This is a genomic window from Streptomyces sp. NPDC002574 (assembly GCF_042889545.1).
Classification (GTDB): Bacteria; Actinomycetota; Actinomycetes; order Streptomycetales; family Streptomycetaceae; genus Actinacidiphila.
Window position 1 is genome coordinate 160,781 of sequence record NZ_JBIARB010000012.1, and the last position, 26,141, is coordinate 186,921.

The window sequence follows — 26,141 nt, forward strand, 5'->3', positions numbered from 1 at the left end:
CCGGCTCTTGGGCCGGGAAGTGATGGCCCCGGTCCGCAGGGCCACCGTCCACGTCGGCCTGGGGCCGCGCGCGTCGGTCGCCGGCCGGCCCCGGGGTTTCCCGGGTCGTGGGGCAGCGCGGTCGGACGGCCGGGCGCACGCGCCTGCCGGGACCGCGATGGCGATGGCCCCCGGCACCATCGCCCAGGTCCGCCGAGGGGGCGCCCGCGTTGGGCCCGTCGGCGTACCGGCGCGACGGGGTCGGGCGGGAGCCCGGGGCGCTGCCGCGGTCAGACGACCTTCCAGCGGACGAGCGCGCCGAGGGTCAGCGCGCCCGGGATGAGGGGAATCCAGACCGTGACGATGCGGAAGCCGAGGACGACGGAGGTGGCGGCCGCGACGGAGGCACCGGAGGCGACGAGGGCGAAGACGAGCGCGGCATCGACGGAGCCGAGGCCGCCCGGGGTGGGGAGGGCCGCGGCCGCGATGCTCGCGGCGACGTACGCGACGGCGACGTGGCCGATCGGCACCGGCATGGCGAGCGCCATCGACACCGCGACCAGGCCGGCCGCCTGCAGGGCCGGGAAGGCGAGCGCCCCGGCCCACAGGGCCAGCGCGCGCGACGGCCGGGCGTGCAGCGTGCGGGCGTCGGTGAGCGCGGTGGCCAGGAAGCTCCGGACGGCGGTGCGCACCTTCCGTACGGCCAGCAGGGCGATCACCGCCGCCGCGCAGACACCGGCGATCACGGCGGCGGTGGTGCCGATCGGGAAGGAGACGCCGTTCGGCAGCAGGCCGTGCAGCCGCAGCGCGTGCGGGAAGACGGCGATCAGGAGCACCAGCAGCGCCCCGCGCCCCACGCACTCGGCGAGGAAGTACAGGGCGATGGCCGCCGCCGACCGGGCCGGGGGCAGGCCGCACGCCCGCATGAAGCGGAGGTTGACCGCGCTCGCGCCGATGCCGGCGGGCAGCAGGTGGTTGGCGGCGCCCGCGGCGAACTGCGTGGCCAGCAGGCGTCCGGCGGGGAGCCGTTCCAGGACGACGCCCTGCCGCATGAGGGACACCGCGACCCAGCCGAGCCCGGTGGCGGCCATCGCGGCCACCAGCCAGGCGCGGTCGGCGTCGAGGAGCTGCCGACCGCCGGAGGCGATGAGCGGCCAGTGCAGGACGACCCAGTAGCCCACCAGGACGATGGGGGCCGTGCAGGCGATCTGGCGGACGGGAATGCGCCGCAGGGCGGCTCGGATGTGCTGGATGGATATGGCCATGATCTCTTTAGCCCCCGCGCCTCACGCGCCTGTCCGCAGGTACTGTCGTCCCTTAATGCCCTGCTGACACGACTTTCCGGTGTCCTCCCGCTGACGTGCGGCCGCTGTGCGGATGGCGGAAAGACGATGCGGGGGGTGGGGCCCCCGCGGCGCCCGGTACGGCGCCGCCGCGCGTACGCCGCCCCGACCCGGCGCGGTCGCCGCCGGCACCGCCGCCGTTCACCCCCCGCGGGCATCCCGGGAGTATGCGCTGCTGCCTGATTGCCGCCCCGGCCCTGCTGACGGCCGCCGCGTCCGCGTCGCTGCGCCGGCGGACGGCGTCGTGGCGGGCGCCGCACCCGGACGCCGTGGCGGCCGTCCACCTGGAACTGGTCACGCTCACCGAGGACTCGGCCGTCATCACCTGGTACACGGGCGTGCCCGGTACCGATGACGGCACCGGCGCGATGCTGCCCGCGCCGACGGAGGGGCAGGTCGACTGGGGCACCCACCCGGCGCGCCTGAACCGCACCGCGTACGGCGAGGACCGTCCGACCGCCCATCACCACGTCGAGCTGACCGGCCTGGAACCGGGGCGGACCTACTGGTACCGGGCCCGTTCCCGGGGCGCGGCGGCGGCGCCGACACCGCTGCACCTGGTGGGCGGGAACGCGGTGGGCACCTCTCCGTCCGGGCTGGGCGACGGCGGCCCGTACGCCTTCACCACGCCGCAACCCCCGCCGGGGACCTTCCTGCTGGCGGTCGCGCTCTGCAACGACCTGCACCTCGGCGAGACCAGGGCGGGACTGGTCGCAGGGGTCCCGCTGATGCGCGGGGTCGGGCAGGACGAGGGGCTGGAGCCGTACCCGCGGATCATGGGCCGCGCGCTGGTGGAGGACGCCCGCCTGCGCGGGGCCGACTACTTGCTGGCGGCCGGGGACCTCTCCGCCGGCGGCACGGCTGCCGACCTGGACGAGGCCAAGCGCATCCTGGACGGCTTCGGCGGCCAGGGCGAGGACTGGTTCGCCGTGCCCGGCAACCACGACCGCGCCGCGGTCGCGGGCGCCGGGCCCTTCGCCGCCGACGGACCCGGTTGGTTCGACCACGAGTTGCACGGGCTGCGGATCATGGGCCTGCACACCTACGACAAACCGGGCAACGGCGGTGACGCGGGGGGCCTGTCGCCCGAGCAGCTGTCCTGGTTCCGGGCCCGGCTGCGGGCCCACGCCGACCAGCCGACCGTGGTGTTCGGCCACCACCCGCCGGCGGTGCAGGACTCCCCGTTCCCCGTGACCGGTGGGCAGCGGCTGAACCGGCGCCAGGCGCGCGCCCTGCTCGACGGCTACGCCGCGGCCCCCGGCGTCTTCCTCCACCACGCAGGGCACACCCACCGCAACAAGCGCACGGTCCTGCCCGCGGCACCGGGCGTGACGTTCCAGGAGGTCGGCGCGGTGAAGGAGTACCCCGGCGGCTTCTGCCTGCTGCGCTTGCACACCGGCGGCTACGCCCTGAACTTCTACAAGACCCGCGGCGCGGCCGCGCGCCGCTGGAGCGAGCGCAGCCGCCGGGTCGCGGCGGGACTGTGGCCGCAGTTCGCGTTCGGCCGCGGGGTCGCGGACCGCAACAGCGTGACCGTGCGCGACCTGTCCGGCGTACGGGCGCCCGGCCGGCGGCGGGCGGCCGCCGTGACCGCCTGACGCCGCTCAGCCGCGGAAGGCGCGCCGGTAGGCCTGCGGGCTGGTGCCGACGACGCGCTTGAAGCGCTCGCGGAAGGCGGTGGGGGAGCCGAACCCGGCCTGGACGGCGATGCGGTCGACCGAGTGGGACGTGGACTCCAGCAGGTACTGGGCCCGGCGGACCCGGGCACGGTGCAGCCACTGCAGCGGGGTGGTGCCGGTCTGCTCGCGGAAACGGCGGTTGAGGGTGCGTGCGCTGGTGCCGGCGTGCGCCGCGATGTCCTCCAGGGGGAGTTCGCGGTCGCAGTTCTCCTCCATCCAGCGCAGCAGCGGCTCCATCGTGGCCCCGGCTGGTGCCGGCGGCTGCTCGTGGACGATGAACTGCGCCTGGCCGCCCTCCCGTTCCAGCGGCATGACCGACAGCCGCGCGGTGTCGGCGGCGACGGCGGAGCCGTGGTCCTTGCGGATCATGTGCAGGCACAGGTCGAGCCCGGCGGCGGCACCCGCCGAGGTGAGGAACTGCCCGTTGTCGACGTAGAGGACGTCGGGGTCGACGGTCACCTCAGGGTGGAGGGCGGCCAGTTGGGCGGCCGCCAGCCAGTGGGTCGTCGCCCGCAGCCCGTCCAGCAGCCCGGTGGCGGCCAGGACGAAGGCGCCGACGCACACCGACGCGATCCGGGTGCCGTGCGCCGCGGCCTCCCGCAGCGCCCGCAGCACCTCCTCCGGCACCGGCCGCGAGGGGTCCGCGGTGCCGGGCACGATGATCGTGTCGGCGTCGGTGAGGCCTTCCAGCCCGTACGGGGCGCGCAGCGTGAACGGACCGGCGCCGACCTCGGGGTCCGGCGCGCAGATCCGCAGCCGGTAGGCGGGGCGGCCGTCGGGCAGCCGGGTGCGGGAGAAGACCTCGATCGGGGCCGCCAGGTCGAAGGCGATGACCTGGTCGAGCGCGAGGACGGCGACCGTGTGCATGGCGCGAGTGTAGGTGTCCGACGGGATCTGGCCAAGGCATCAGTGTGGGAAATTACCGGACTTCCCAGGTCGAGGCCATTGGCGAGAATCCGTTGGCATGTGGCAACAGCGCCACTTCTGCCGTGCTTCCGGCCGCCCTAGCGTCGGAGGCGTCCGATCAACGTCCACCGCTGCGGAGGGGTGCCGATGCACGCCCAGTTCGTCCTGTTCGACGGCTTCGACCCACTCGATGTCCTCGCGCCCTACGAGACACTGGGGGCCGGCGGCGTCGAGGTCTCCCTCGTCTGCGCCGAGGGCCCCCGCGACGTGCCCAGCGGCCTCCGCGGGGTGTCCCTGCGGGCGGAGGCGGTGCTGGACCCGGCGCGCGCGGACCTGGTCGTGGTGCCCGGCGCGGCCGGTCGCGTCCTGGCCGGGGAGGAGGACGACGACGCGGACGACACCGTTCCGGCCCGCCTGGCCCGCACGCTCGGCACCTCGCTGCCGGGGCTGCTCAAAGCGGCCATGGACCGGCCCGGCACCATCGTCGCCGCGGTCTGCGGCGGCTCGCACGTGCTGGCCGGGGCGGGACTGATCGGCGGACGTCACGCCACCACCCACGTGCTCGGCCTGGACGCGCTGTGGAACGCCGGGGTGAAGGTCGTCGACGCCCGCGTCGTCGACGACGGCGACCTGGTCACCGCCGCCGGCGTCACCTCGGGGCTCGACCTCGGCCTGTACCTGCTGGAGCGGGAGCTCGGCCCGCGCGTCGCGCACGCCGTGGAGCGGCTGCTCGCCCACGAGCGCCGCGGTGTGGTCTGGCGCGACGCGGGCCTCGTTCCGGCCGGGGCCCGAGGACGCCGCCCGTGACCAAGCTCCTTCTCGCGGTGCACGTCCTGGCCGCGATCGTCGCCGTCGGCCCGGTCACCGTGGCCGCCAGCATGTTCCCCCGCATGGTCCGGCAGGCACCGCGGTCGGCGCCGCTGCTGCACCGCATCTGCCGGGTGTACGCGGGCCTCGGCGTGGCCGTCCCGGTGTTCGGGCTCGCCACGGCCGGCAGCATGGGCGTCCTCGGGGACGCGTGGCTCGTCACCTCCATCGCCTTGACGGCCGTGGCCGCCGGAGTGCTCGGTGTGCTCGTGCTGCCGAGGCAGGAGGCGGTGCTCGCCGCGCTCGACGCGGGGACCGACCCGGGCAGGACCGTCGCGCGCCTCGCCATGCTCACCGGTGCCTTCAACCTGCTCTGGGCGACGGTCACCGTACTGATGATCGTCCGCCCCGGTTCGACGACGGGAGCGTGACCGCCGTGCGCCCGCTGCGGATCGCCTCCGCCGTCGAACTGGTCTCGCTGGTCGTCCTGCTCGCCAACCTCGCCACCGTCCATCTGCCCTCGGTCTCCTCCCTCATGGGGCCGGTCCACGGCTGCGCCTGGCTCTGGGTCGTCATCGCCGTGTACAGGGCGGACGGTTCCGCCGGCGCGGCCCGGATCTCCGCCCTGGTCCCGGGCGTCGGGGGTCTGCTGGCGCTGCGCAGGCTGTCCGCGCCGTGACCGGGACGCCCTGATCCGCACGGGGGTGGTGGCGCCCGGTCGCGGGTGCGGCCAGGCTTCCGCCATGGAAACGACGCTCGGCCGGGCCGCCTCCCGCCTCTTCCCCGGAACGCCCGGCCACCACGGGGTGCTGCCGCCGCTGCTGGTCGTCCTGACCTTCGTCACGGGTGTCGTGGACGCCGTCAGCTACCTCGGCCTCGGCCGGGTCTTCGTGGCCAACATGACCGGCAACGTGGTCTTCCTGGGATTCGCGCTGGCCGGGGACCGCGCGCTGTCCGCCGTGGCGTCGGTGGCCGCGGGGGCGGCGTTCTTCGCCGGGGCGGCGGCCGGCGGGCGGCTGGTGCTGCGGGTCGCGCATCCCGTACGGCTGTTCACGCTGCTGGTGGCCGCGCACGCGGTACTGGTGGCGGCCGCGATCGGCGCCTGCGCCGCGGACAGTTCGCGTTACGTGCCGATCGTGCTGCTCGCGCTGGGGATGGGCCTGCAGAACGCGGTGGTGCGCAGGCTCGCCGTGCCCGACCTGACGACCACCGTGCTCACTCTCACGGTGACCGGGCTCGCCGCGGACCGCCCGGGACCGGCGACCATGCGCCGGGTGCTGTCGGTCGCGGCGATGTTCGCGGGCGCCCTCGCCGGCGGCCTGCTGCAGATCCACTACGGCAACGCCCTCGCGCTCGCCCCGGCGCTGCTGCTGCTCGCCGCGGTCGCCCTCGCGGCGGTGCCCGGCTCGCGGGACTGAACCGGCGTCAGGGGCGTGGAGCCGGACGCCGGGCCGGGGGAAACCCGGCGCCCAGAGCTCTTTCCTCACACACCCGCGGCCGTTCCGCCGCGACGGTCGGCTGCCCCGCCTCCGGCGTCCCAAACGGCCGAGTCCGGTGCGCGACCGTTGCGCCGCCCGGGCGGTGCCTGCCGCCACGCCGGGTGCAGCGCCCCGGGGGCGCCGGCGCCGGCTGGTAGCTTCGCCACCCTCCGCAGACGGCTCCTCGGGACGGAGAACTGGGTGACTCAGCGCCGCGACGACACCGACAACCGACCGGGCGACGGCCCGGCCGACGCGCACGACGACGCCGCGGCCCTGGGCAGGCGGGGCTTCGTCGCCTCGGCCGCGCTGGCCGCCGCGGGGCCCGTCGTCCTCGGCGGCCCGGCCCACGCCGCAGCGCCCGCGGTGGCGCCGGTGCAGCGCGGCACCGTCGCGCGACTGCTCGAGATCCCCGCGCCCGGCCGCGATGTGCGCTGGATCCGGCAGGCCCTGCAGATGGCGGTGCAACTGGAGCTGTCGACCATCCCGCCCTACCTGTGCGCCTGGTGGTCGGTGAAGGACCGCCGCGGCGAGGTGGCCCACAGGCTCCGGGGCATCGTCATGGACGAGATGTTCCACATGGGCCTGGCCTGCAACATGCTCACCGCCGTCGGCGGCCGCCCCTGGATCGCGGGCGCGGTGCCGGCGTACCCGGGTCCGCTGCCGGGCGGGGTCCGCAGCGAGCTCAGGGTGTACCTGTCCGGGCTCACCAAGAAGTACGTCCACGACGTGATGATGGGCATCGAGATGCCCGAGAACCCGCTGCTGCGCTCGCTCGGCGGACCGCCCACCATCGGCGACTTCTACGACGGGCTGCTGGAGGCCTTCCGCGGCGTCCGGCCCCGGCTCACCGCCCGCGGCCAGATGACCCAGCGGATCGGCGGCGACGGGCTGCGGCCGATCCGCAGGCCGGCGGACGTCGAGTGGGCGATCGAGATCATCAAGGAGCAGGGCGAGGGCACGTCCTCCTCGCCCCAGGCGCATCTCTCCCACGACACCCTCGGCCACTACTACGCCTTCGCGGAGATCTACCACGGGCGCGCCCTGCGCAGGGTCGGCGGGCTGTGGGAGTTCACCGGCGCCCTCGTGCCGTTCCCCGAGGTCCGCCCCATGGGCGTGGTACCGGCGGGCGGCTGGGCCCGTCCGGCGCGTGAACCCGGCCGTCTGCTGCAGCACTTCGACGTCCGGTTCAGCGAGATGCTGCGCGGCCTCCAGACCGCCTGGGGCACGGGTGACGCCCACGCCCTGGACGCGGCGGTCAAGGTGATGACGCAACTGGAGGAGCCCGCCGTCGGGCTCATGGACATGCCCCTCCCCGACGGCAGCGGCCACACCTACGGTCCGCAGTTCCACGTGGTGCACCCCGCGGGGGGCCGCCTCGCCACCGCGCACGGCGGCCCGCCGGTCCACTGACCGTCGCTCGGGGCGCTGGACGAAGCGGACAATCCGGGTGTCCCGAGGGGGCGTTCATCGCGCGTTCACCAGGCCCGATGCGGCGATGTGACATCGGCCACACAGGTTACGGAGCGTCAGTACCTCCGCTTCCTGGGGCCGGGTGCCGGAGCGGAGCCTGCCCGGTGGAAGCTGTGAGGGTCCCGGCCTGATAGGGAGCGGGTGACGGCCTTCGACCCCGTCGGCCACAACGTCCAATTTCGGCCGTTGTCCGATCGGTTCCGGTTCACCGAGAGCACTTCCCTGCACGAAGGGGCCTTCGTGACCAAAGTGAAGTTTGTGTTACCCGCGTGAAGGCGTTGTGTTTGATGCCTTAGATTTTCCGTACCTGAGTCGCTTGCGTCGCTTTTTTGGTCAATCGTGTTTGACCCGGTTCGTGTGGGGGCCTTTTTCATGTCGAGTTTCTTGGACTCGTCCTGGTCATGGCTGGTGGAGGCGGTTGGTGAGACGTCCTGGCGGGACGTGATGCCGCTGGGCCTCGCCGGTGTTTTCGTGTGGGGACTCTGGCTCTACCGGGCGGTGCTGTCCCGGTTCGCGAGACCCGTGGTGAACAACTTCCGCACCACCACCTCGGTCGTGGTGCCCGCCTACCGGGAGGACCCCGACATCCTCCTGGACTGCCTGGACACCTGGCTCGCGCAGAACCCCATGGAGGTGATCATCGTTCCCGACGTGGAGGACCACGAGGTGCTCCGCCGGCTGGCGCAGGTGACCGACCCCCGGGTGCGCGTGATCGCCTTCGAGCACCGCGGCAAGCGCTCCGCGCTCGGCGTGGGCATACGCGCGGCCAGCGGTGAGGTGGTCGTCCTGGTCGACTCCGACACCCGCTGGGAGCCCGGGCTGCTGGACGCCGTGCAGATGCCCTTCGTCGACCCCGCGGTCGGCGGCGTCGGCACCCAGCAGAACGTCTACCTCCGCGGATCCAGCGTCTGGCGCCGCATAGCCGACTGGCTGGTCAACCTCCGCTACTACGACTACGTCCCCGCCATGGGCCGGGCCGGCGCCGTGGCCTGCCTCTCCGGGCGCACCGCGGCCTACCGCCGCGCGGCGATCACGCCCGTACTGACCAACCTGGAGGACGAGTTCTTCCTCGGCCGCCGCTGCATAGCCGGCGACGACGGACGGCTCACCTGGCTGGTTCTGGCCTCCGGCTACAAGACGGTCCACCAGTCCTCGGCCCGCGCGCTGTCGATGTTCCCCTCGTCCTTCCGCGCGTTCGTCAAGCAGCGGGTGCGCTGGAGCCGCAACTCCTACCGCTGCTACCTCACCGCGGTGTACAAGGGCTGGCTGTGGCGCCAGCCGCTGGTCACCAAGATCACGGTGCTGCAGATCCTGCTGACCCCCGTCACCATGGGCATGGCCGTCGGCTACCTGGTCTTCAGCCGCCTCGACCTGAGCGTCCGGGGCATCGTGCTGGCGCTGATCTGGCTGCTCGTCGGCCGTGGGGTGCGCGGCTACTCGCACCTGCGCCGGCACCCCCACGAGGTGCTGCTGCTGCCGCTGCTGGCCCTGGTGGTCATCATGATCTCGCTCCCCATCAAGCTGTACGCATTCGTCACGATGAACAAGCAGGGATGGCTCACCCGCAGCAGCGACACCATCGGCGGCGAGGGCCAGGACTCCGCATCGCTCGGCACGACGCAGACCACCGCCACCTCCGGCTTGGGGGCCTTCCAGTCATGACTCGCCCGATACCCGCGCGGCGCACCCGCCTCGCGCTGCGCGTCGCGGCGGCGCTGCCCCTCACCGCGCTGCTGCTCGCCCCGGCCGTACCCGCCCTCGCCGACGACTCCGGGGACACGACCTCGCAGTACACCGCCGAGGAGTCCGAGACGCAGACCGCGCTGGTCGCCGGTGAGGACCACCGGCTCGACCAGATCCGCGCGATCGCCGCGGTCGCGTCGCTGAAGGACCTGAAGTACACCAAGCCGTACCGGCTGGAGACGGCCGGCGGCTACACCCTCGTACTGACCCGGCGCAGCCAGGTGTACACCATCGCCGACCTGCTGAAGCTCGCCCCGCAGACCTTCGTGCGCAAGCCGGACGGGTCGTACCTGCTGACCGAGAACATCTATCTGAACTCCGGCGCCAAGCTGTTGCTCTCCAGCCCCGGCGGGCTGAACCTGCACCTGGCCAGCAGCCGGCTGGGATTCGTCTCCATCGTCTCCTTCGGCGGCCGGATCATGTTCGACGGCGCCCCGCAGGCGCACGTGAAGGTCACCAGCTGGGACCCCCAGAAGAACAAGGCCGACACCGACCCCCGGGACGGACGGGCCTATGTCCGCGCCATCGGCGGCCAGTTCTCCATGAGCTACGCGGACATCTCCGACCTGGGCTTCTGGAGCGGCCGGACCGGCGGGCTCAGCCTGACCGGAACCGACCGCCCCAACACCGGCAGTCTCGGCGGGCCGGACTCCACCGACGAGGACGACTCGGGGCAGCTCAGCAGCAGCGGCGCGCTGGCCGGCCCCGCGGGCAAGCTGACCAACCCGGACAGCCGTTTCACCGTGCCCAAGCTGTCCTACGTGTCGGCGGACATCAGCCACTCCACCGTGACCGGCAACGCCTACGGGCTGTTCGCCTCCGGCGCGACCGGGGTGACCATCGACTCCACCACCATCAGCGACAGCCTGCAGGACGGCCTCGTACTGCACCGCTACGTCACCAACGCGGTCGTCGAGAAGACGGTGTCGCGGGACAACGGCGGCGACGGCTTCGTCATGGCCCGCGCCACCCAGCAGGTGCGCGTGTCGGGGTCCAAGTCGATCGGCAACGGCGGCAACGGCTTCACGATCAGCGGCCAGGCGCTGGCCCACGGCCCGTCCGCCTCCGGCCAGTCCGTCAGCAACTACGGCTCCAACTCCGTGTCCAGCAGCACCGCCAGGGACAACGGCCACTACGGCATCGAGGTCCTCGGCGGCACCGACGTCGGCGTGCAGGACAACACCGTCAACGGCGGCGACATGGGCATCGTGGTCCGCAAGGACGCGGAGAAGGTCGCCGTCACCGGCAACCACCTGGTCGGCCAGTCCCGGCAGGGCATCTCGGTGCGCGACGGGGTGACCGGCGCCAAGGTCACCGGCAACATCGTGGAGAACGCCGACACGGCCGTGTACGTGCGCGACTCCGTCGCCGAGGTGCGCGGCAACACCGTCGAGAACGCCGGCAACCACGGCGTCTCGCTGGTCGGGGACATCGGGGGATCCACGATCTCCTACAACGTGATCGCCGGCGTCGGCCCGAGCGCCATCGACAACACCCGTGCCAGCGGCGACGTCACCGTCAAGCAGAACCAGACCTTCGCCTGGTACGACACCAGCTCGTTCTGGGTGAAGTTCCGGCACTACGCGAGCCCGATGACGCTGCTGTGGGCGGCCATCCTGCTGCTCATCGTCTTCTCCGCGGCACTCGGCCAGCGCGGCCGCCGCGCCCGGCAGCTCGGCCGCCACCCGTACCTGGACAAGCGCCCGCTGCCCAAGGACAACGTGCGCGAGATCCGCCTCGCGAACCAGGACCGGGTCCCGGTGATGGCCGAATGAAGTCAGGAACCCGGACCATGTGGGTCTCCGGGGCCGCCCTCGTCATCGCCGTCGTGGCGCTGATCGTGGCGCTGGCCTCGGGCGGCGACGACGGCGCCTCGCGCGCCGGCGCCGCGGCCGACACCGTGCGCAGCGCCTCGCCGTCCGCCCCGCAGGCGCCGGACGAGGAGCCGACCGCGCCCGCCACCGGGCCGCTCGGCACGCCGTCGCCGTCGCAGCCGCCGTCCTCGCCGCAGTCCACCGACTCGCCCTCGGTCTCCGCCGGCTCGGTCACCTGCCCGGCGCCCACCGTCATGGTGAACGACGCCAACTCACTGGACGACGCCCTGGGCAACGCCATGCCCGGCGACGTCATCGGGCTCGCCGACGGCACCTACAAGGACAAGTTCACCGCCGAGACCTCGGGTACCGCCGACCGGCCGATCTGGGTCTGCGGCGGCCCCGGCGCGGTCATCGACGCCGGTGACGTCGACGGCGGCTACGCCTTCCACCTCGACGGCGCCAGCTACTGGCGGCTGGTGGGCTTCACCGTGCGCAACGGCCAGAAGGGCGTGATGGCCGACCACGTCGAGCACGCCGTCATCCAGGGCCTGACCGTGGAGCACATCGGCGACGAGGCCATCCACCTGCGGAACTTCAGCAGCGACAACGTCGTCCGCGACAACACGGTCCGCGACACCGGCCTGCGCAAGCCCAAGTTCGGCGAGGGCGTGTACATCGGCAGTGCCGAGTCCAACTGGTGCACGGTCAGCAAGTGCAAGCCGGACAACAGCGACCGCAACGTGGTCACCGGCAATCACATCAGCGCCACCACCGCCGAGTCGATCGACATCAAGGAGGGCACCACCGGCGGCACCGTCACCCGCAACACCTTCGACGGCGCCGACCTGTCCGGGGACCACAACGACTCGTGGGTCGACGTCAAGGGCAACGGCTGGACGATCTCCTTCAACACCGGAAGCCACGCGGCCGCGGACGGCTTCCAGACGCACGAGATCCTCAAGGGCTGGGGCCGCGGCAACACCTTCAAGGGCAACGTCGCGCACGTGGACGGCCCGGGCTACGGCTTCAACCTCACCCCCGTCAACGGCAACAAGGTGACCTGCGACAACAAGGTCTCCGGCGCGGGGAAGGGCCTGACCAACACCGACTGCGCGCACTGACGCACCGCGTCGGGCCCGCCGCACCGCCACACCCCGCACCAACCGTCGCGCGGGGCCCGTCCCGAGGACGGGCCGCCGCGGCGGCCCGTCACGCCCCGGGGGCGCCGTGATCCGCGGCGCCCCGCACCACCCCCGACCCGCGAAGACACCGAGAAACCCTGGAGCGATCATGGCAGCCATCACCCTCGCGGAGGACGTCGCCGGCGCCAGACCCGGCGAAGCCGACGGGACGGCCCCCCGCCTCACCGTCATCGGCACCGGATACCTCGGTGCCACGCACGCCATCTGCATGGCCGTCCTCGGCTTCGACGTCCTGGGCGTGGACGTCGACCCGGTCAAGATCGAGCGGCTCGCCGGGGGCGAGGTGCCCTTCTTCGAGCCCGGGCTGCCCGAACTGCTCGCCAAGGCACTGGACTCCGGGCGGCTGCGCTTCACGACCAGCTTCGAGGAGGCCGCCGAGTTCGGCGACGTCCACTTCATCTGCGTGGGCACGCCCCAGCAGCGGGGTTCCGACGCGGCCGACATGACCTATGTCGACGGCGCGGTGACCGAACTCGCCCGCCACCTGCGCCGGCGCGCCCTGGTCGTCGGCAAGTCCACCGTCCCGGTGGGCACCGCGGCACGCCTCACCGAACTGGTGCGCAGCACGGCCCCGGCCGGCTCCGAGGTCGAACTCGCCTGGAACCCCGAGTTCCTGCGCGAGGGCTACGCCGTGGACGACACCCTGCGCCCGGACCGGCTGGTCTTCGGCATCGCCTCGGACTGGGCCGAGGAGCGGCTGCGCGCCGCCTTCGCCCCGGTGATCGCCCGCGACACCCCGGTGGTCGTCACCGACCTCACCACCGCGGAACTGGTCAAGGTCGCGGCCAACTCCTTCCTCGCCACCAAGATCTCGTACATCAACGCCATGGCCGAGGTCTGCGAGGCCACCGGCGGCGACGTCACCGGCCTCGCCGAGGCGCTGGCGTACGACGACCGGATCGGCGGGCGCTTCCTCAAGCCCGGCCTCGGCTTCGGCGGCGGCTGCCTCCCCAAGGACATCCGGGCCTTCGCGCACCGCGCCGAGGAGCTCGGCGTCGGCCAGGCCGTCGCCTTCCTCCGCGAGGTGGACGGCATCAACAAGCGCCGCCGCGCCCGCACCGTCGACCTCGTGCGCGAGATGGCGGGCGGCGACCTCACCGGGGTGCGGGTCACCGCCCTCGGTGCCGCCTTCAAGCCCAACTCCGACGACATCCGCGACGCGCCCGCCCTGGACGTGGCACGCACCCTGCACGAGCTCGGCGCCCACGTCACCGTCGTCGACCCGGCCGCCACCGAGAACGCGCGGCGCAGCCACCCGGAGCTGTCCTACGGCACCGACGCGCTCTCCGCGGCGACCGGCGCCGACGTCGTCGTCCTGCTCACCGAGTGGACCGAGTTCCGGCAGATCGACCCCGAGGCGATGGGCGCCGTGGTCGCCTCGCGCCGCATCGTGGACGGCCGGCACGCCCTGGACCCCGTCCAGTGGCGCACCGCGGGCTGGGAGTACCGGGCCCTCGGCCGCCCCTGACGCCCGGTCGCGCCGGGTCCCGCGCGGGACCCGGCGCGGTCGAACCGCTCTGCCCCGGCCGTGACGTCCGCTGCCGGCGCCGAGTGCGGCCGCGCGGCGATGTGCCGTCCACGGTCCGCCCCCGGCGGGCAACCGCCGTGCCCCGGCGCCGGGTTCCGGCCGGTCGACGGGCTCCGGGGCGGCGGGTCACCGGTACGCCGCGACCGCGCTGACCCACCGGCGAACGGCCTGGCCACGGCGGCGCCGCGGGGTCACGGCGAGGCGCGTGGAGCGGTGAACAGGGCATGCCACGGGTAGTCGCGGGGTATGAGAATCGGCCTGCTGGACATCGGATCGCACACCGCGCACCTGCGCATCGCGGATCTCACCCCGGGGCTCCCGCCGTGGCCGGTCACCTCCCACAAGCGGGCGATCCGGCTGGCCGCCGGCACCGACCGTTCGGGGACGATCGACGACGCGGCGGTGCGCCGGCTGGTCGCGGCGGTGGGTGAGGCGGTCGCCGTCGCGGAGTCCTACCAGGTCGATGTGCTCCTGCCGTTCGCGACGTCGAGCGTGCGCGACGCCGCCAATCGCGAGGCCGTGCTCGCCGAGGTACGGGCCGCCACCGGGGTCGAGGTCTCCCACATGGACGGTGAGGAGGAGGCCCGGCTGACCTTCCTCGCCGCACGGGGCTGGTACGGGTGGTCGGCCGGGACGATGCTGCTGCTCGACATCGGCGGCGGCTCGCTGGAGATCGCCCACGGGGCGGGCCGGGAACCGGCGTTCGCCGTCTCCCTGCCGCTGGGCGCGGGACGGCTGACCCGCGACCACCTCCCCGCGGCGGGCCCGAGCCGGGGCAGGGACGTCAAGGCCCTGCGGCGTCACGTGCGTTCGGTGCTCGCCCGGCCCGCCGCCGTGGTGGGCGGACTGCCGCGGCCGGCGCTCGGCGTCGCGGCCTCCAAGACCTTCACCCAGCTCGCCTGCCTCACCGGCGCCCCGCGTCCCAAGGCCGGTCCGCACGTGCCGCGCACGCTCGACCGGGCGGCCCTGGGCGGGTGGATCCCGCGGCTGGCGGCCCTGCCGGTCGCCGACCGGGCCCGGCTCCCCGGGGTCTCGGCGACCCGGGCCCGGCAGATCCTCGCCGGTGCGGTCGTCGCGGAGGCCCTCATGGACCTGCTCCGCATCGAGCGCCTCCAGGTGTGCCCCTGGGCGCTCCGCGAGGGGATCCTGCTGCACCGCCTGCGGGAGTTGGAGGGCGTGTCCGCGGGACGCGTCGTCCCGCTGCGGCCGTTCGCGCGTGCGGCAGGCGGGTCCGGAGGGGTGGCCGGGGCACGTGTGTCCCGGTGAACCCCCGTCTTCTTGATGGCCGGTCGGAGCGACCGTACGCTGCGGTCTGCTCACTTCTGATCCGCCGGCGATGGGGAGTTGACGTCTTGTCCGGAACGCATTCCGCACCGCCGACCGACGAGGACGTCCTCCGGGCCGTGGAGCGGCACCTGTCCGAGCGCGGCGGCGGCCCCGTCCGGTTCGGCGCCCCCACCGCCGTGCGGATCTCCTGGCACTCGCTGCTGGACTGCCGGATCGTACGGACCACGGAGACGCGCACCGAGAGCGCGCGGACCCACAAGGGCCGGATCGACCTGTCGAAGCGGGCGGTCTACACCGAGCTGACGACCCACAAGGTCGACCCGCCGCCGGAGCCCGGCCGGCCGCGCCGGATCGAGCTCGTCCAGCGGGACTCCATACGCGAGCGGGCCTGCGAGTGCGGCAACGGGACGTGGCACTGCAAGCGGTGCGAGGGCCGCGGCGACATCCCCTGCGACACCACCGTCGTCTGCGCCGCCTGCCGCGGCCTGGACCCCTGCACCGCGTGCGAGGGCACCGGCCGCGCCCGGGACCGCGCGTCCACGCGCCGCGGTGCGGCGGACGGCACGGCCGGTGCCCCGGTCGCGGCCTCGTCCGAGCGCGTACGGTGCGCGAAGTGCCGCAGCCCCCGCACCGCCTGTCCCAAGTGCGCGGGCCGCGCCCGTACGGAGTGCCCCAAGTGCGAGGGCCGCGGCTCCGTCCCGTGCCCGCAGTGCAAGGGCTCCGGCACCGTCCCGCACGACGCCTGCGCCGGCACCGGCGTGCTCACCGCGTGGACCGGTGCCGTCATCGAGGAGCGCGACCGCGCCGACGCGGTGACGCTGCCCCGCAAGCGGCCGCCCCGGCGGGCGCGGCGCCGCGCCGGGTCCGCCGGGGACTGGCGCGAGACGGTCCTGACCTCGTCCCGCGCCGATCTGCCGGGCGACCTGGAGCACGAGCACCACGACGCGATCGCCCCCCGGCTGGGCCGCACCCCCGGCGAGGTCGCCCGCCGCGTCACCATCCGCCATCTGCCCCTCGCCCGGCTCGCAGCCGACCAGGATCCGGACCGGGTCTTCTACGTCTTCCCCGGTCGTTACGGCCTGGAGGTCGTCCCGCTCCCGTCCCGGCGGCGGGTGCTGCACGCGAGCGCGGTGGCGGTGGCCGCGCTGGTGGTGGTCCTGCTCGTGCTGGCGCTGGTCCTGTAGCGCCCGGTCGCGGGCCCGGGGGGTTGCCCGGCCGGTGCGCCGGGAGCAGGCTGGGGGCATGGGCGCTCAGGACGGCCCGACACTCATCACGTCCGTCCAGCGGGCCTTCCGCCTGATGGAGGCCGTAGGGGCACACGAGGGCGGCGCCCCGGCGAAGCAGCTGGCACGCGAGGTGGGCCTGCCGCTGCCCACCGCCTACCACCTGCTGCGGACCCTGTGCCACGACGGCTACGTGCGGAAGCTGGACGACGGCGGCTTCGTCCTCGGCGACCACCTGCACTCGCTGTCCTCCGGCAGCCGCGCCCAGTGCCTGCTGACCCGGGTCCGGCCGACACTGGCCGGTCTGCGGGACGAGGTGTCGGCGGCGGCCTACCTGACCTTCTACGAGGACGGCGAGATCCGCGTCGCCGAGATCGTCGACGGCCCCCGGGCCCCGCGCGTCGACCTGTGGGTGGGGTCCGAGGAGGCCGGGCACGCCACCGCGCTCGGCAAGTGCGTGCTGCGCGAGCTCGACGGCGAGGGCCGCCAGGACTACCTGTCCCGGCACCCCCTCGCCGACCTCACGCCGCACACCGTCACCGACCGTCCGGAACTGCTCCGGCAACTGGACGACCCACCCCTGGCCCCGGCGGTCACGGACCTGGAGGAGTACGTGCTCGGCACCGTCTGCCTGGCCGTGCCCGTCCGCTGCGGCGACGTCCTCGGGTCGCTGGGCGTCTCCCTGCCGGCCGGCCGGCTGCCGCACGCCGAACAGGTCCGGTCCCGGCTGCTCGCGGCGGCGGGCCGGGTCACCCGGAGCCTTTCGCTCACTATGTGAAAACGCGGCCCTTGCCGCCGCCCGGTCTTCCCTGTTCTCTGGAGTTCATTGGACAAAACGGACATCCAGACGCCGCGTCCGTCGCGTGCGTCGTGAACGGGAGAAGTGCGGAAGCGGACATGATCAGCGCCCCGGACCGAGACCACGAGCACCGCCCCCCGTCCGCCGCCGGCTCCCGCCTCGCCGCGGCTTTTCCCGTACTGCTGCTGTGCACCGTCGCGCTCGCCGCGGTCGCGGTGGGCGCCGGACCCGGCTGGCTGCCGCTGCTGGCGGTGGTGCCCGCCCTGGCCGCCGTCACCTGCCGGCCCTGCGGCGTGCTGGCGGTCGGCCTGCTCGCCGTGGCGCTGGGCTCCCTCGCCGGGTCCCGGGCCGACGGGCCGGGACGGGAGCAGACCATCGTGCTGTGCACCCTGGTCGCCGTCACCCTCACCGGCGCACTGGCCAGCCGGCTGCGGGTGCGCCGCGAACGCGTCCTGGCCGCGGTGCGCTCGGTCGCCGAGGCCGCCCAGCACGCGCTGCTCCAGCCGGTCCCGGCCACCGTCGGCCGGTTCCAGGTGGCCGTCCGCTACAGCGCCGCCGCGGCCGAGGCACGGATCGGCGGCGACCTGTACGCCCTGGTCCACAGTCCGTACGGGGTCCGGGTGATCGTCGGGGACGTGCGCGGCAAGGGCCTGCCCGCGGTCGGTACGGCCGCCCTCGTGCTGGGCGTCTTCCGCGAGGCCGCCTACGACGAGCCCGACCTCCTCGACGTCGTCGCCCGCATCGAGCGCAGCCTCGCCCGCAACCTGGGCCCGGACGACTTCGTCACCGCCGTCGTCACCGGGCATCCCGGCGCCGACCGCCTGGAGGTCGTCAACTGCGGCCACGCGGCCCCGCTGCTGATGCGCGGCGACGACAGCGACGGCGTCCGGCCCGTACAGCTCGTCGAACCGCCGCACCCCGCGCCGCCGTTGGGGCTGCGGGCGCTGACCGGGCAGGCTCCGGCCCTGCAGGTGCTGTCCTTCGCCGACGGTGATCAACTGCTGCTCTACACCGACGGCGTCATCGAGGCCCGCAACCGCGACCGCGAGTTCTACCCGCTCGCCGACCGGGTCCCGCTGCACCTGACCGACGAGCCGTCCCGCACCCTGAGCGCGCTCGGCGACGAACTGCTCAGCCACGTCGGCGGCCGCCTCCACGACGACGCCGCGCTCCTGCTGCTGCGCAAGCCCGCGGCCGTCTGAGCGCCGGGGACGGTCAGCCCTTGTGCCACTTCTGGTTGGGCTGGCCGTTGCACGTCCACAGCTGCAACCGCGTGCCGGAGCCGGTGCCCTCGTCCACTGCGTCCACGCACTTGTCGGCCTGCCGGTTCACCAGGTCGCCCGCGGCGCTGAGGTAGAACTGCTGCGCCCCGTTGCCCCGGCAGGTCGCGAGCTGGATGACGGCGCCGTTGTCGGTGGAGCCCCAGGCCACGTCCATGCACAGGCCCATCGCGCGCAGGCTGCCGTCGGAGGCGAAGACCCACTTCTGGTTGGCCATGCCGTCGCAGTTCCAGATCTGCAGCGGGGTGCCGTCCTTGGCCGTGCCGCTGGTGGCGTCGGTGACGTCGATGCACCGGCCGGACGCCGATCCGATCAGGCCCGTGCCCGGCACGACCGGGGGCTTCCCGGAGCCGCCGGTGCCGCCGGTGCTTCCCGAGCCGCCCGAATCCCCCGAGCCGCCGGCGGGCTTGCCGGTGGGCGTCGCGGTGGCGCCGCCGGTGTGCGGGGTGCCGGCGGGGTGGTCCTGCCCCCCGGTCCCGGTCTGCTGCCCCGACGTTCCGCTGCCGGAGGCGGGCAGCCCGGCGCCGCCCGTGCCCTGACCGCCCGTGCCCTGACCACCCGTGCCGGCCGCGCCGGACGGCCGGGAGCCGCCGGGGGCGGCCGGCCGGCCGGGCCGCGCGGAGGGGGCACCGGGGCTGCCGGAGCCGGTCGCCCCGGGGTCGGGAGCGTCCTCGGCGACCGTCCTGACGGAGGTCGCGGGCGCATCCGAGAAGAGGTCGATCCGCCCGAGCAGGGGCACGATCAGGATGCCGACCACGGCCAGCGCCACCACCCCGACGGCGGTGGCCCACACCCGCTTGCCCGGCACCAGTCCGCGTCGCGGCAGGGTGGGACGGCGGGCGAAGGTCTCGGTGAACGGTGCCGCCGGGTCACCGGTCCGGTCCTCGGACGGACTGCCGGAGGACCCGGAAGAAAAAACGGACGGCACGACGTCTCCTCAAAGGCGCGAAGAATTCATCGGAAATCAGCAAGAGGGGCATAGGAAAAGCCCTGCGCCCCCGTCGCGGCAGCGTCGGCGTCACGGGAGCACCCACACCGTAGCGAACTCCTGTCACGGTACGATCGCGGCTGGGAACGGATGGCCGAATGCCGACCGATCTTGCCCAACTGCGGTTGTGCGCCCTGTCGTGGGCGCTGCATTCAATCACCGCCGCAATCATCTTCGATCCCTGGGGAGAGGTCGTGAGCCTCGTCGACCATGGCCGCACAGGCGAGGAAGAGGACGCTGTCGCGCTCCTCCTCGCCGAACGGGACAGCCTCCGCCGCTTCGTCACGGGACTGATCGGACGCGACCCCCACACAGTGGAGGACGTGGTCCAGGAGACCCTGCTGCGGGCCTGGCAGCTCGCCCCGCTCCTGGAGTGGCGCGAGCGGCCGATCCGCATGTGGCTGTTCCGGGTGGCCCGCAACCTCGTGGCCGACCGCGTCCGGAGGAACCGTGCCGTGCCCATTGGGGTCACACCGGACGACTTCGCCGCGGCGACCACCGCGTCCGTCCCGGACCACGCCGAGGAGGTCGGGGACCGCCGCGTGCTGGTCGAGGCCCTGCACGCACTCGCCCCCGCGCACCGCGAGGCGGTGGCCCGGGTCCACCTGCTCGGGCAGACCGGGGAGGACGTGGCCCGCACCCTGGGCGTGCCGCGGGGCACGGTCAAGTCCCGCACCCACCACGGCATGCGGGCGCTGCGCGACGAACTCGGCGCCCGCGGGCTCGGCGGACCGGCGGGCGACGCCGTGCGCGGAAGGACCGCCGCGTGATCGCCGGGGGCGGGCTGACCGCCTGGCTCGGGCTGGCCGGCGCCGTCATCCTCGTCGTGACGCTGACGCACTGGCTGGTGCGGCGCGGAGGCGGCTGGAAGGCCCTGTTCCGCCGCACGCGACGTGAAGTACGGCTGACGGTACTGGCGTTCACCGTGCCGGTGCGCACCGAGGTGCGCTACCGGCGCCGGCTGCGACTGCTGCTGCGGCTCCTGAAGGACCCGGCCCTGTGGGCCGACGCGGAACGGGCCATGACCCGGGCCGCGGCCGTCGACCCGGCGGCCCGCCCGTACGGCGTGCTGGCCGGGCCCGAGCTGCTGGGCGTGCTGGTCGCCGCGGGTGCGGCGCAGGGCTCCGCGGTCCCCGTACCGCCCGAGCCGTGGGCGGCGGACGCCGCCGACCCGCGCCTGTGGTGGATCACCCGCGCCGACGTGGCCGAACCCAAGAGCCCCGAGAGTCCGGAGAGCCCCGAGAGCGCGGAGAACGCGCAGGAGGCCGGCGCCGCCGCCGTGCCGCTGCTGGTCTGCGCGGGCACCGACGGACGCAACGCGGTGCTGCTGGACCTGTACACCGGGCCGCCCGCGGTCTCCGTGCACGGCGCCCCGCGCGCCTCCCGCGCGGTGCTCCAGGCCCTCGCCGCCCAACTGGAGGTCCGGCTGCCGGCGGGCTCGGTCGCGGTCGCGGCCGGGGTGCACCCGCGGCACGCGGGACGGCCGGCGGCGGAGATCGTGGAGCAGCCCGGGATCGCCTTCGCGGTGTGCGCGGAGCCGGTCGACCGGCCGCTGCCGGACGGCGTGCGGCTGCTGACCCTGGGCGCCGCCCGGGGCCGGGTGCGGCTGCTGGCCGTGGCCCGGGACGGGATGCTCACCGTCCACGGCGCTCCCGCGGTCGGGCGGATCGACGCCCTGCCGCTGTCGCGCGCGGTGGTCAAGGCCCTGCACGACCTGCCGCCCCACCCGGCCTCCGCCGGGCCGGACGACGAGCCGCCGGTCGTCCTCGCGCCCGTCGTGCACCCCGACGTCCTGCCCGCCGGTGTCGCCGCGGCGCCCCACGACGATCTGGCCGAGCCCGACTTCGCGCTCGGGGTCACCTCCGAGGCCGCACCGGCACCGGCGGCCGCACCGGCCGCCCGGCGCCCCGCCGCCGCGGACGGCCTCGCCGACGACGACCTCGCCGAGCCCACGACCTCCGGCATCGCCGGCGTCTCCGCAGCACCTCAGACGCCCTGACGCACCGACGGGAAACCGTGAACCTCACCATCACCACCGTGGACAGCGCGGACGGACTCCGCCGCGACCACCAGTTGCGGCTCCCCGCCGACGCCACCATCGGGGAACTCGCCGCGGCACTGGAGCAGCAGCACGCGCCGGCCGACGCGGCCGGCTCCGGGCCGGAGTGGGCGGCCGCCGCCGCACCCGCCGCGCGGCCCCTGTACGCGGGCGGCCACCGCCTGGACCCCGCCGCCCACGTCGCCGGCGCCGGTGTCCGGGACGGGGGCCTGCTGGGCCTCGGCGGCCCCGCCGTGGCCGCCGACCTGGTGCGGCTGGCCGGCGACGACGAGCTGGAACTCGCCGAGGTGCACGTGGTGTCCGGCTCCGGCGCCGGGCGCACCTGGCGGCTCGGCCCCGGCAGTCACGAGATCGGCTCCGACCCGCTGTGCGCGATCCGGCTCGACGCCCTGGCCGGGGGCGTGCCCGCCCGCGGCCTGTGGGTGACGGTCGCCCCCGACGGGACCGCGTCCTGGCACCGCACGTCCGAGGAGCCCGGCGGATCGGTGCGGGCGCGCGTGGCGGCCCCGCCGCCGGACGACGCCGTCACCGCCCTGCGCCGTCCCCGCCCGCTGCGGGTGGCCACCGAGCGCACCGGCGCCCCCGGGCAGCCGGTGCCGTGGCCGGCCGGGGAGGACCTGACCGTCGGGTCGGTGCTGCTGCGGCTCAGTACGCCGGTCGAGGCGGACGGCGCCGTCACCCCGTCCGCCGACGGGTACGGGATCGACTACAACCGCCCGCCGCGGATCGCGCCGCACCTGGACGCCGAGCGGGTCCGGCTGCCGTCGCCGCCGTCGCCGCCGAACAAGCGCCCCTTCCCGGCCGTGATGATGCTGTCGCCGGTGATCCTCGGCCTGTTCATGATCAGCATCTTCAAGTCGTACTACTTCGTCGTCTTCATCCTGCTCGGCCCCACCATGCTGGTCTCCAACTGGGTCACCGGCCGGCGCACCGCCCGCAAGGACTACGAGGAGGCGGAGCGGCAGTACGCCCGGCGCCGCGCCACGCTGGAGGAGGGCGTCCGCGAGGCGGTCGCCCGGGAGCGCACCGTGCGCGACATCACCGGGCCCGACCCGGCCGCCGTCGCCCTCATTGCCACCGGCCCCGGCGGCCGGCTGTGGGAGCGGCGCCGCCACGACCCCGACCACCTCGTGCTGCGCCTGGGCACCGCCGACCAGCCCTCGCTGCGCGAGCTGGAGGACCCCTCCCGCGACGAGAACCACCGCGCGATCCGCTGGAACATCCCCGACACCCCCATCGGCGTCGACATCCCGGCGCACGGCGTGGTCGGCATGGCCGGTCCCGCGGCGGACGTACAGCCGCTCGCCCGCTGGCTGGTGATGCAGGCGGCCGTTCTGCACAGCCCCCGCGACCTGCGGGTCATCGTCCTCACCGAGCCCGAGCGGGCCGCGGACTGGGCCTGGGTGCGGTGGCTGCCGCACCTGCGCCCCGCAGGCGCCGCCGGGCCCGTCGTCCTGATCGGCAACGACGCGGAGTCCACCAACGCCCGGGTCGGCGAGCTGGTCTCGCAGATCGAGTCCCGCAAGCGCGCGATCGGCGCGGACCGCAACGCCGGCTTCCGTGAGGCCGACGTGCTGGTGATCGCCGACGGCGCCCGCCGGCTGCGCGACGTGCCCGGCATGGTGCAGGTGCTCACCGAGGGCCCGGGTGTGCGCGTCTTCAGCGTCTGCCTGGACGAGCAGGAGCGGCTGCTGCCCGAGGAGAGCACCGGAGTGGTGCTCGCCGCCGGCGGCCGGCTGACCGTCAAGCGCCCCGGCACCCCCGACGTCCCGGCGGTCCGCGCCGACCAGGTCGCGGCGCAGTGGTGCGAGCAACTGGCCCGCGCGCTGGCGCCCCTCCGGGACGTGAGCCCCGAGCACGACGCCGGACTCCCGCAGCGGGTACGGCTGCTCGACCTGCTGGGCCAGGAGCCGCCCAGCGCGGAAGCCCTCCTGGAGGGCTGGCGGAATCGGCCCGCGTCCACCTCCTTCGTGCTCGGCAGCGGCTTCGACGGGCCGCTCTCCCTGGACCTGGTGCAGGACGGCCCGCACGGCCTGGTCGCGGGGACCACCGGCTCCGGCAAGTCCGAGCTGCTGCAGACCTTCGTGGCCTCGCTCGCCGCCGCCAACCGCCCCGACGAGCTGACCTTCGTCCTCGTCGACTACAAGGGCGGCAGCGCCTTCAAGGAGTGCGCGCACCTCCCGCACACCCTGGGCATGGTCACCGACCTCGACGCCCACCTGGTGGAACGGGCCCTGGAGTCGCTCGGCGCCGAACTGCGCCGCCGCGAGCAGGTGCTCGCCGCCGCCGACGCCAAGGACCACCCCGAGTACCGCGCCAAGCGCGCCGCCGACCCCTCCCTGGCGCCGCTCCCCCGGCTGCTGCTGGTCATCGACGAGTTCGCGACCCTGGTGCGCGAGGTGCCCGAATTCGTGCCCGGCCTCATCAGCATCGCCCAGCGCGGCCGTTCGCTGGGCATCCACCTGATCCTGGCCACCCAGCGTCCGGCCGGTGTGGTGACCGGCGACATCCGGGCCAACACCAACCTGCGCATCGCGCTGCGGGTCACCGACCAGACCGAGAGCCAGGACATCATCGACACCCGGGACGCGGGCGACATCTCGCCCGCCACCCCGGGACGCGCTCTGATCCGCCGCGGGCCGAAGTCGGCGGAGCCGTTCCAGACCGCCTGGGTCGGCGCCGAGCGTCCCCGCCCGAGGGCGGAGGGAACCCCCGAGCCGGAGGCCGGGGCCCGCAAGGCGGTCCGCGCCGGCGAACTGTCGTGGGACGGGCTGGGCCGGCCCGCGGTCCTGCCCGCCGAGCCCGCCGCGGCGGCCGTCGCACCGCAGAGCCCGGCACCGACCGACCTTCAGGAACTCGTCGCCGAGATCCGCGCCGCCGCGGACGGGCTGGAGGACTTCACCCCCCAGGCCAGCCCCTGGCTCCCGCCGCTCCAGGACGCACTGGTCCTGGACGATCTCGACGCGTTCGGCTCCGCCCGCGAGGGGCGGCTGCTCATCCCGTACGCGCTGGAGGACGTGCCGCAGCTCCAGCAGCGCCGGGTGGCCGTGGCCGACCTCTCCTCCTTCGGGCACCTGTACGTCATCGGCTCCCCGCGCTCCGGCCGCACCCAGGTGCTGCGCACCCTGGCCGGCTCCGCCGCGCGCAAGGCGAGCAGCGCGGACGTGCACCTGTACGGGATCGACGCGGGCGGCGGCGGTCTGGCCGCCCTCACCGCGCTGCCGCACTGTGGTGCCGTGGTCTCCCGGCACGACATGGAGCGGCTCGGGCGCCTGCTGCGCCGCCTCAACCAGGAGCTGACGAATCGTCAGGACCTGGCACAGCAGCACAACGCCACCGGCATCGCCGAACTCCGCCGGCTGCTGCCCGCGGCCGAGCGTCCCGCGCACATCCTGTTGCTCGTCGACGGCTGGGACTCGCTGTCCGTCATCCTCGACGAGCACGACCACGGCCAGCTGGTCCAGGAGGTCATCCGGCTGGTGCGCGAGGGCGCGGGAGCCGGCATCCATGTCGTCGCCACCTCCGAACGCTCCTTGCTGGGCGGGCGGATGGCCGCCCACAACGACCACAAGCTGCTGCTGCGGCAGGGCGACCGCAGCGACTACCAGGCGGTCGGCCTGATGCCCGGCAAGATCCCGTCGCACATCCCGCCCGGCCGCGGCTGGCACGTCCTGACCGGCACCGAGACCCAGGTGGCGCAGCTCGCCCCGGGCGGCGGCACCGAGCAGGCCGAGGCGCTCCGCTCGATCGGTGAGACCGCCCGCAAGCGGGATGCCCGGGTACCGCAGGCGCGCCGGCCGTTCCAGATCGCCTCGCTGCCGCGGTCGGTGGAGTTCGCCGAGACCTACGACAAGGTGCCCGCCGCCTCCAGGCGCCCGCTGTGGGGCCTGCTCGGCGTCGGCGGCGACTCCGGCGAGCCCGTCGGCGCGGACCTCGCCGGCTCGTCCTCGGTGTTCGGCGTGCTCGGCCCCGCCGGGTCCGGGCGCAGCAACGCCCTTGCCTCGCTGGCCGTCTCGCTGCTGGCAGGCGGCACCTCGCTGGTCGTCCTCACCCCCCGCGAGTCCCCGCTACGGGCGCTCGCCCGGCATGCGACGGCCCGGGTGCTCACCGAGCCGGACCCGTCGGCGGACGACGTGCGGGCGGCGCTCGACGCGCTGCCCGGCCCCCGGGTGGTGATGGTCGACGACGCCGACCTGCTGATGAACCCGGCCGCGGACAAACTCCTCAAGGAGATCGCGGTCTCCGGCCGCGACCAGGGCCTCGGCCTGGTCTACGCCGCCTCCGCCGACGGACTCCAGGGCGGCCTCAGCGGCTGGACGGTCAGCGCCAAGCGGGCCCGCCGTGGTCTGCTGCTCGGCCCGAAGACCCTCTCCGAGGGCGATCTGATCGGTGTACGGCTGCCGCAGAGCGTCGTGCGGTCGGTCGCCCACCCGGGTCGCGGCTGGACCGCGGGCCCGGGCGGCACGGTGATGGCCGTCCAGGTGCCGTTGACGACGCTGCGCGCCGAGTAGCGCGCCGGAACGGCGGAGGGGCCGGACAGGAAGCGTGCT

Annotated in this window: 20 protein-coding genes; 17 read left to right on the forward strand and 3 right to left on the reverse strand. The window is 74.6% G+C overall.

Annotated elements, in window-relative coordinates; genetic code table 11:
• Positions 1 to 269: 269 nt before the first annotated feature.
• Complete coding sequence (locus ACFYXS_RS28440; protein WP_389253202.1) at positions 270 to 1,244, reverse strand: YbhN family protein; 975 nt, start codon at positions 1,242 to 1,244, stop codon at positions 270 to 272.
• A gap of 245 nt (positions 1,245 to 1,489) precedes the next feature.
• Here ACFYXS_RS28440 and ACFYXS_RS28445 point away from each other — a divergent pair, with 245 nt between their 5' ends.
• Positions 1,490 to 2,920: a fibronectin type III domain-containing protein gene (locus ACFYXS_RS28445; protein ID WP_389253204.1), complete on the forward strand. Its 1,431-nt coding sequence runs from the start codon at positions 1,490 to 1,492 to the stop codon at positions 2,918 to 2,920.
• A gap of 6 nt (positions 2,921 to 2,926) precedes the next feature.
• Here the strand turns inward: ACFYXS_RS28445 and ACFYXS_RS28450 are convergent, their stop codons facing one another.
• A complete protein-coding gene (locus ACFYXS_RS28450; RefSeq protein ID WP_389253206.1) occupies positions 2,927 to 3,868 on the reverse strand; it encodes a GlxA family transcriptional regulator in 942 nt (313 codons plus the stop codon).
• 186 nt (positions 3,869 to 4,054) lie between these two features.
• Here ACFYXS_RS28450 and ACFYXS_RS28455 point away from each other — a divergent pair, with 186 nt between their 5' ends.
• The 13 genes from ACFYXS_RS28455 to ACFYXS_RS28515 all read left to right on the forward strand — a co-directional run bounded on the left by ACFYXS_RS28455 (position 4,055) and on the right by ACFYXS_RS28515 (position 18,466).
• On the forward strand, positions 4,055 to 4,714 hold the full coding sequence (locus ACFYXS_RS28455; protein ID WP_389253209.1) for a DJ-1/PfpI family protein: 660 nt from the start codon (positions 4,055 to 4,057) through the stop codon (positions 4,712 to 4,714).
• On the forward strand, positions 4,711 to 5,145 hold the full coding sequence (locus ACFYXS_RS28460) for a hypothetical protein (protein ID WP_389253212.1): 435 nt from the start codon (positions 4,711 to 4,713) through the stop codon (positions 5,143 to 5,145). Before ACFYXS_RS28455 ends, ACFYXS_RS28460 begins: the two co-directional genes overlap by 4 nt.
• Positions 5,142 to 5,393, forward strand: a complete 252-nt coding sequence (locus tag ACFYXS_RS28465) for a DUF3817 domain-containing protein (RefSeq protein ID WP_389253214.1) — start codon at positions 5,142 to 5,144, stop codon at positions 5,391 to 5,393. Before ACFYXS_RS28460 ends, ACFYXS_RS28465 begins: the two co-directional genes overlap by 4 nt.
• A gap of 64 nt (positions 5,394 to 5,457) precedes the next feature.
• Complete coding sequence (locus tag ACFYXS_RS28470) at positions 5,458 to 6,132, forward strand: YoaK family protein (RefSeq protein ID WP_389253216.1); 675 nt, start codon at positions 5,458 to 5,460, stop codon at positions 6,130 to 6,132.
• Positions 6,133 to 6,393: 261 nt separating this feature from the next.
• Positions 6,394 to 7,605 carry a ferritin-like protein gene (locus tag ACFYXS_RS28475; protein WP_389253218.1) on the forward strand — a complete coding sequence of 404 codons (1,212 nt, stop codon included), beginning with the start codon at positions 6,394 to 6,396 and terminating at the stop codon, positions 7,603 to 7,605.
• A gap of 432 nt (positions 7,606 to 8,037) precedes the next feature.
• On the forward strand, positions 8,038 to 9,327 hold the full coding sequence (locus ACFYXS_RS28480; RefSeq protein WP_389253220.1) for a glycosyltransferase: 1,290 nt from the start codon (positions 8,038 to 8,040) through the stop codon (positions 9,325 to 9,327).
• A complete protein-coding gene (locus ACFYXS_RS28485; RefSeq protein WP_389253222.1) occupies positions 9,324 to 11,183 on the forward strand; it encodes a right-handed parallel beta-helix repeat-containing protein in 1,860 nt (619 codons plus the stop codon). Before ACFYXS_RS28480 ends, ACFYXS_RS28485 begins: the two co-directional genes overlap by 4 nt.
• 17 nt (positions 11,184 to 11,200) lie before the next feature.
• Positions 11,201 to 12,346, forward strand: coding sequence for a right-handed parallel beta-helix repeat-containing protein (locus ACFYXS_RS28490; RefSeq protein ID WP_389253224.1), 1,146 nt, complete (start codon positions 11,201 to 11,203; stop codon positions 12,344 to 12,346).
• Positions 12,347 to 12,515: 169 nt separating this feature from the next.
• Positions 12,516 to 13,895 (forward strand): UDP-glucose dehydrogenase family protein, encoded by a 1,380-nt coding sequence (locus ACFYXS_RS28495; protein ID WP_389253226.1) that lies wholly within the window; start codon positions 12,516 to 12,518, stop codon positions 13,893 to 13,895.
• 306 nt (positions 13,896 to 14,201) lie between these two features.
• The gene (locus ACFYXS_RS28500) at positions 14,202 to 15,221 is read left to right on the forward strand and encodes a Ppx/GppA phosphatase family protein (RefSeq protein ID WP_389253228.1); all 1,020 of its coding nucleotides are present in this window, start codon (positions 14,202 to 14,204) and stop codon (positions 15,219 to 15,221) included.
• Between the two features lie 86 nt (positions 15,222 to 15,307).
• Entirely contained in the window at positions 15,308 to 16,426 is a 1,119-nt protein-coding gene (locus ACFYXS_RS28505) for a hypothetical protein (RefSeq protein ID WP_389253230.1), read from the forward strand.
• A gap of 58 nt (positions 16,427 to 16,484) precedes the next feature.
• Entirely contained in the window at positions 16,485 to 17,243 is a 759-nt protein-coding gene (locus ACFYXS_RS28510; RefSeq protein ID WP_389253232.1) for an IclR family transcriptional regulator, read from the forward strand.
• Positions 17,244 to 17,362: 119 nt separating this feature from the next.
• The gene (locus ACFYXS_RS28515) at positions 17,363 to 18,466 is read left to right on the forward strand and encodes a PP2C family protein-serine/threonine phosphatase (protein WP_389253234.1); all 1,104 of its coding nucleotides are present in this window, start codon (positions 17,363 to 17,365) and stop codon (positions 18,464 to 18,466) included.
• 13 nt (positions 18,467 to 18,479) lie between these two features.
• Here the strand turns inward: ACFYXS_RS28515 and ACFYXS_RS28520 are convergent, their stop codons facing one another.
• Entirely contained in the window at positions 18,480 to 19,472 is a 993-nt protein-coding gene (locus ACFYXS_RS28520; RefSeq protein WP_389253236.1) for a ricin-type beta-trefoil lectin domain protein, read from the reverse strand.
• 158 nt (positions 19,473 to 19,630) lie between these two features.
• Here ACFYXS_RS28520 and ACFYXS_RS28525 point away from each other — a divergent pair, with 158 nt between their 5' ends.
• From ACFYXS_RS28525 to ACFYXS_RS28535, 3 genes are read left to right on the forward strand one after another with little or no spacing between them, the layout of a single operon-like run.
• Entirely contained in the window at positions 19,631 to 20,302 is a 672-nt protein-coding gene (locus ACFYXS_RS28525) for a sigma-70 family RNA polymerase sigma factor (RefSeq protein WP_389253238.1), read from the forward strand.
• The gene (locus tag ACFYXS_RS28530) at positions 20,299 to 21,531 is read left to right on the forward strand and encodes a hypothetical protein (protein WP_389253240.1); all 1,233 of its coding nucleotides are present in this window, start codon (positions 20,299 to 20,301) and stop codon (positions 21,529 to 21,531) included. The genes ACFYXS_RS28525 and ACFYXS_RS28530 overlap by 4 nt, the downstream gene beginning before the upstream one ends.
• A 17-nt stretch (positions 21,532 to 21,548) precedes the next feature.
• Entirely contained in the window at positions 21,549 to 26,102 is a 4,554-nt protein-coding gene (locus tag ACFYXS_RS28535) for an FtsK/SpoIIIE domain-containing protein (protein ID WP_389253242.1), read from the forward strand.
• Positions 26,103 to 26,141: the final 39 nt, after the last annotated feature.

What these genes read in the sequence shown, in the direction of transcription:
- ACFYXS_RS28440 (WP_389253202.1), bottom strand. Translation starts at nt 1,244, where the DNA reads ATGGCCATATCCATCCAGCACATCCGAGCCGCCCTGCGGCGCATTCCC.
- ACFYXS_RS28445 (WP_389253204.1), top strand. Translation starts at nt 1,490, where the DNA reads ATGCGCTGCTGCCTGATTGCCGCCCCGGCCCTGCTGACGGCCGCCGCG.
- ACFYXS_RS28450 (WP_389253206.1), bottom strand. Translation starts at nt 3,868, where the DNA reads ATGCACACGGTCGCCGTCCTCGCGCTCGACCAGGTCATCGCCTTCGAC.
- ACFYXS_RS28455 (WP_389253209.1), top strand. Translation starts at nt 4,055, where the DNA reads ATGCACGCCCAGTTCGTCCTGTTCGACGGCTTCGACCCACTCGATGTC.
- ACFYXS_RS28470 (WP_389253216.1), top strand. Translation starts at nt 5,458, where the DNA reads ATGGAAACGACGCTCGGCCGGGCCGCCTCCCGCCTCTTCCCCGGAACG.
- ACFYXS_RS28480 (WP_389253220.1), top strand. Translation starts at nt 8,038, where the DNA reads ATGTCGAGTTTCTTGGACTCGTCCTGGTCATGGCTGGTGGAGGCGGTT.
- ACFYXS_RS28485 (WP_389253222.1), top strand. Translation starts at nt 9,324, where the DNA reads ATGACTCGCCCGATACCCGCGCGGCGCACCCGCCTCGCGCTGCGCGTC.
- ACFYXS_RS28490 (WP_389253224.1), top strand. Translation starts at nt 11,201, where the DNA reads ATGTGGGTCTCCGGGGCCGCCCTCGTCATCGCCGTCGTGGCGCTGATC.
- ACFYXS_RS28495 (WP_389253226.1), top strand. Translation starts at nt 12,516, where the DNA reads ATGGCAGCCATCACCCTCGCGGAGGACGTCGCCGGCGCCAGACCCGGC.
- ACFYXS_RS28500 (WP_389253228.1), top strand. Translation starts at nt 14,202, where the DNA reads ATGAGAATCGGCCTGCTGGACATCGGATCGCACACCGCGCACCTGCGC.
- ACFYXS_RS28510 (WP_389253232.1), top strand. Translation starts at nt 16,485, where the DNA reads ATGGGCGCTCAGGACGGCCCGACACTCATCACGTCCGTCCAGCGGGCC.
- ACFYXS_RS28515 (WP_389253234.1), top strand. Translation starts at nt 17,363, where the DNA reads ATGATCAGCGCCCCGGACCGAGACCACGAGCACCGCCCCCCGTCCGCC.
- ACFYXS_RS28525 (WP_389253238.1), top strand. Translation starts at nt 19,631, where the DNA reads ATGCCGACCGATCTTGCCCAACTGCGGTTGTGCGCCCTGTCGTGGGCG.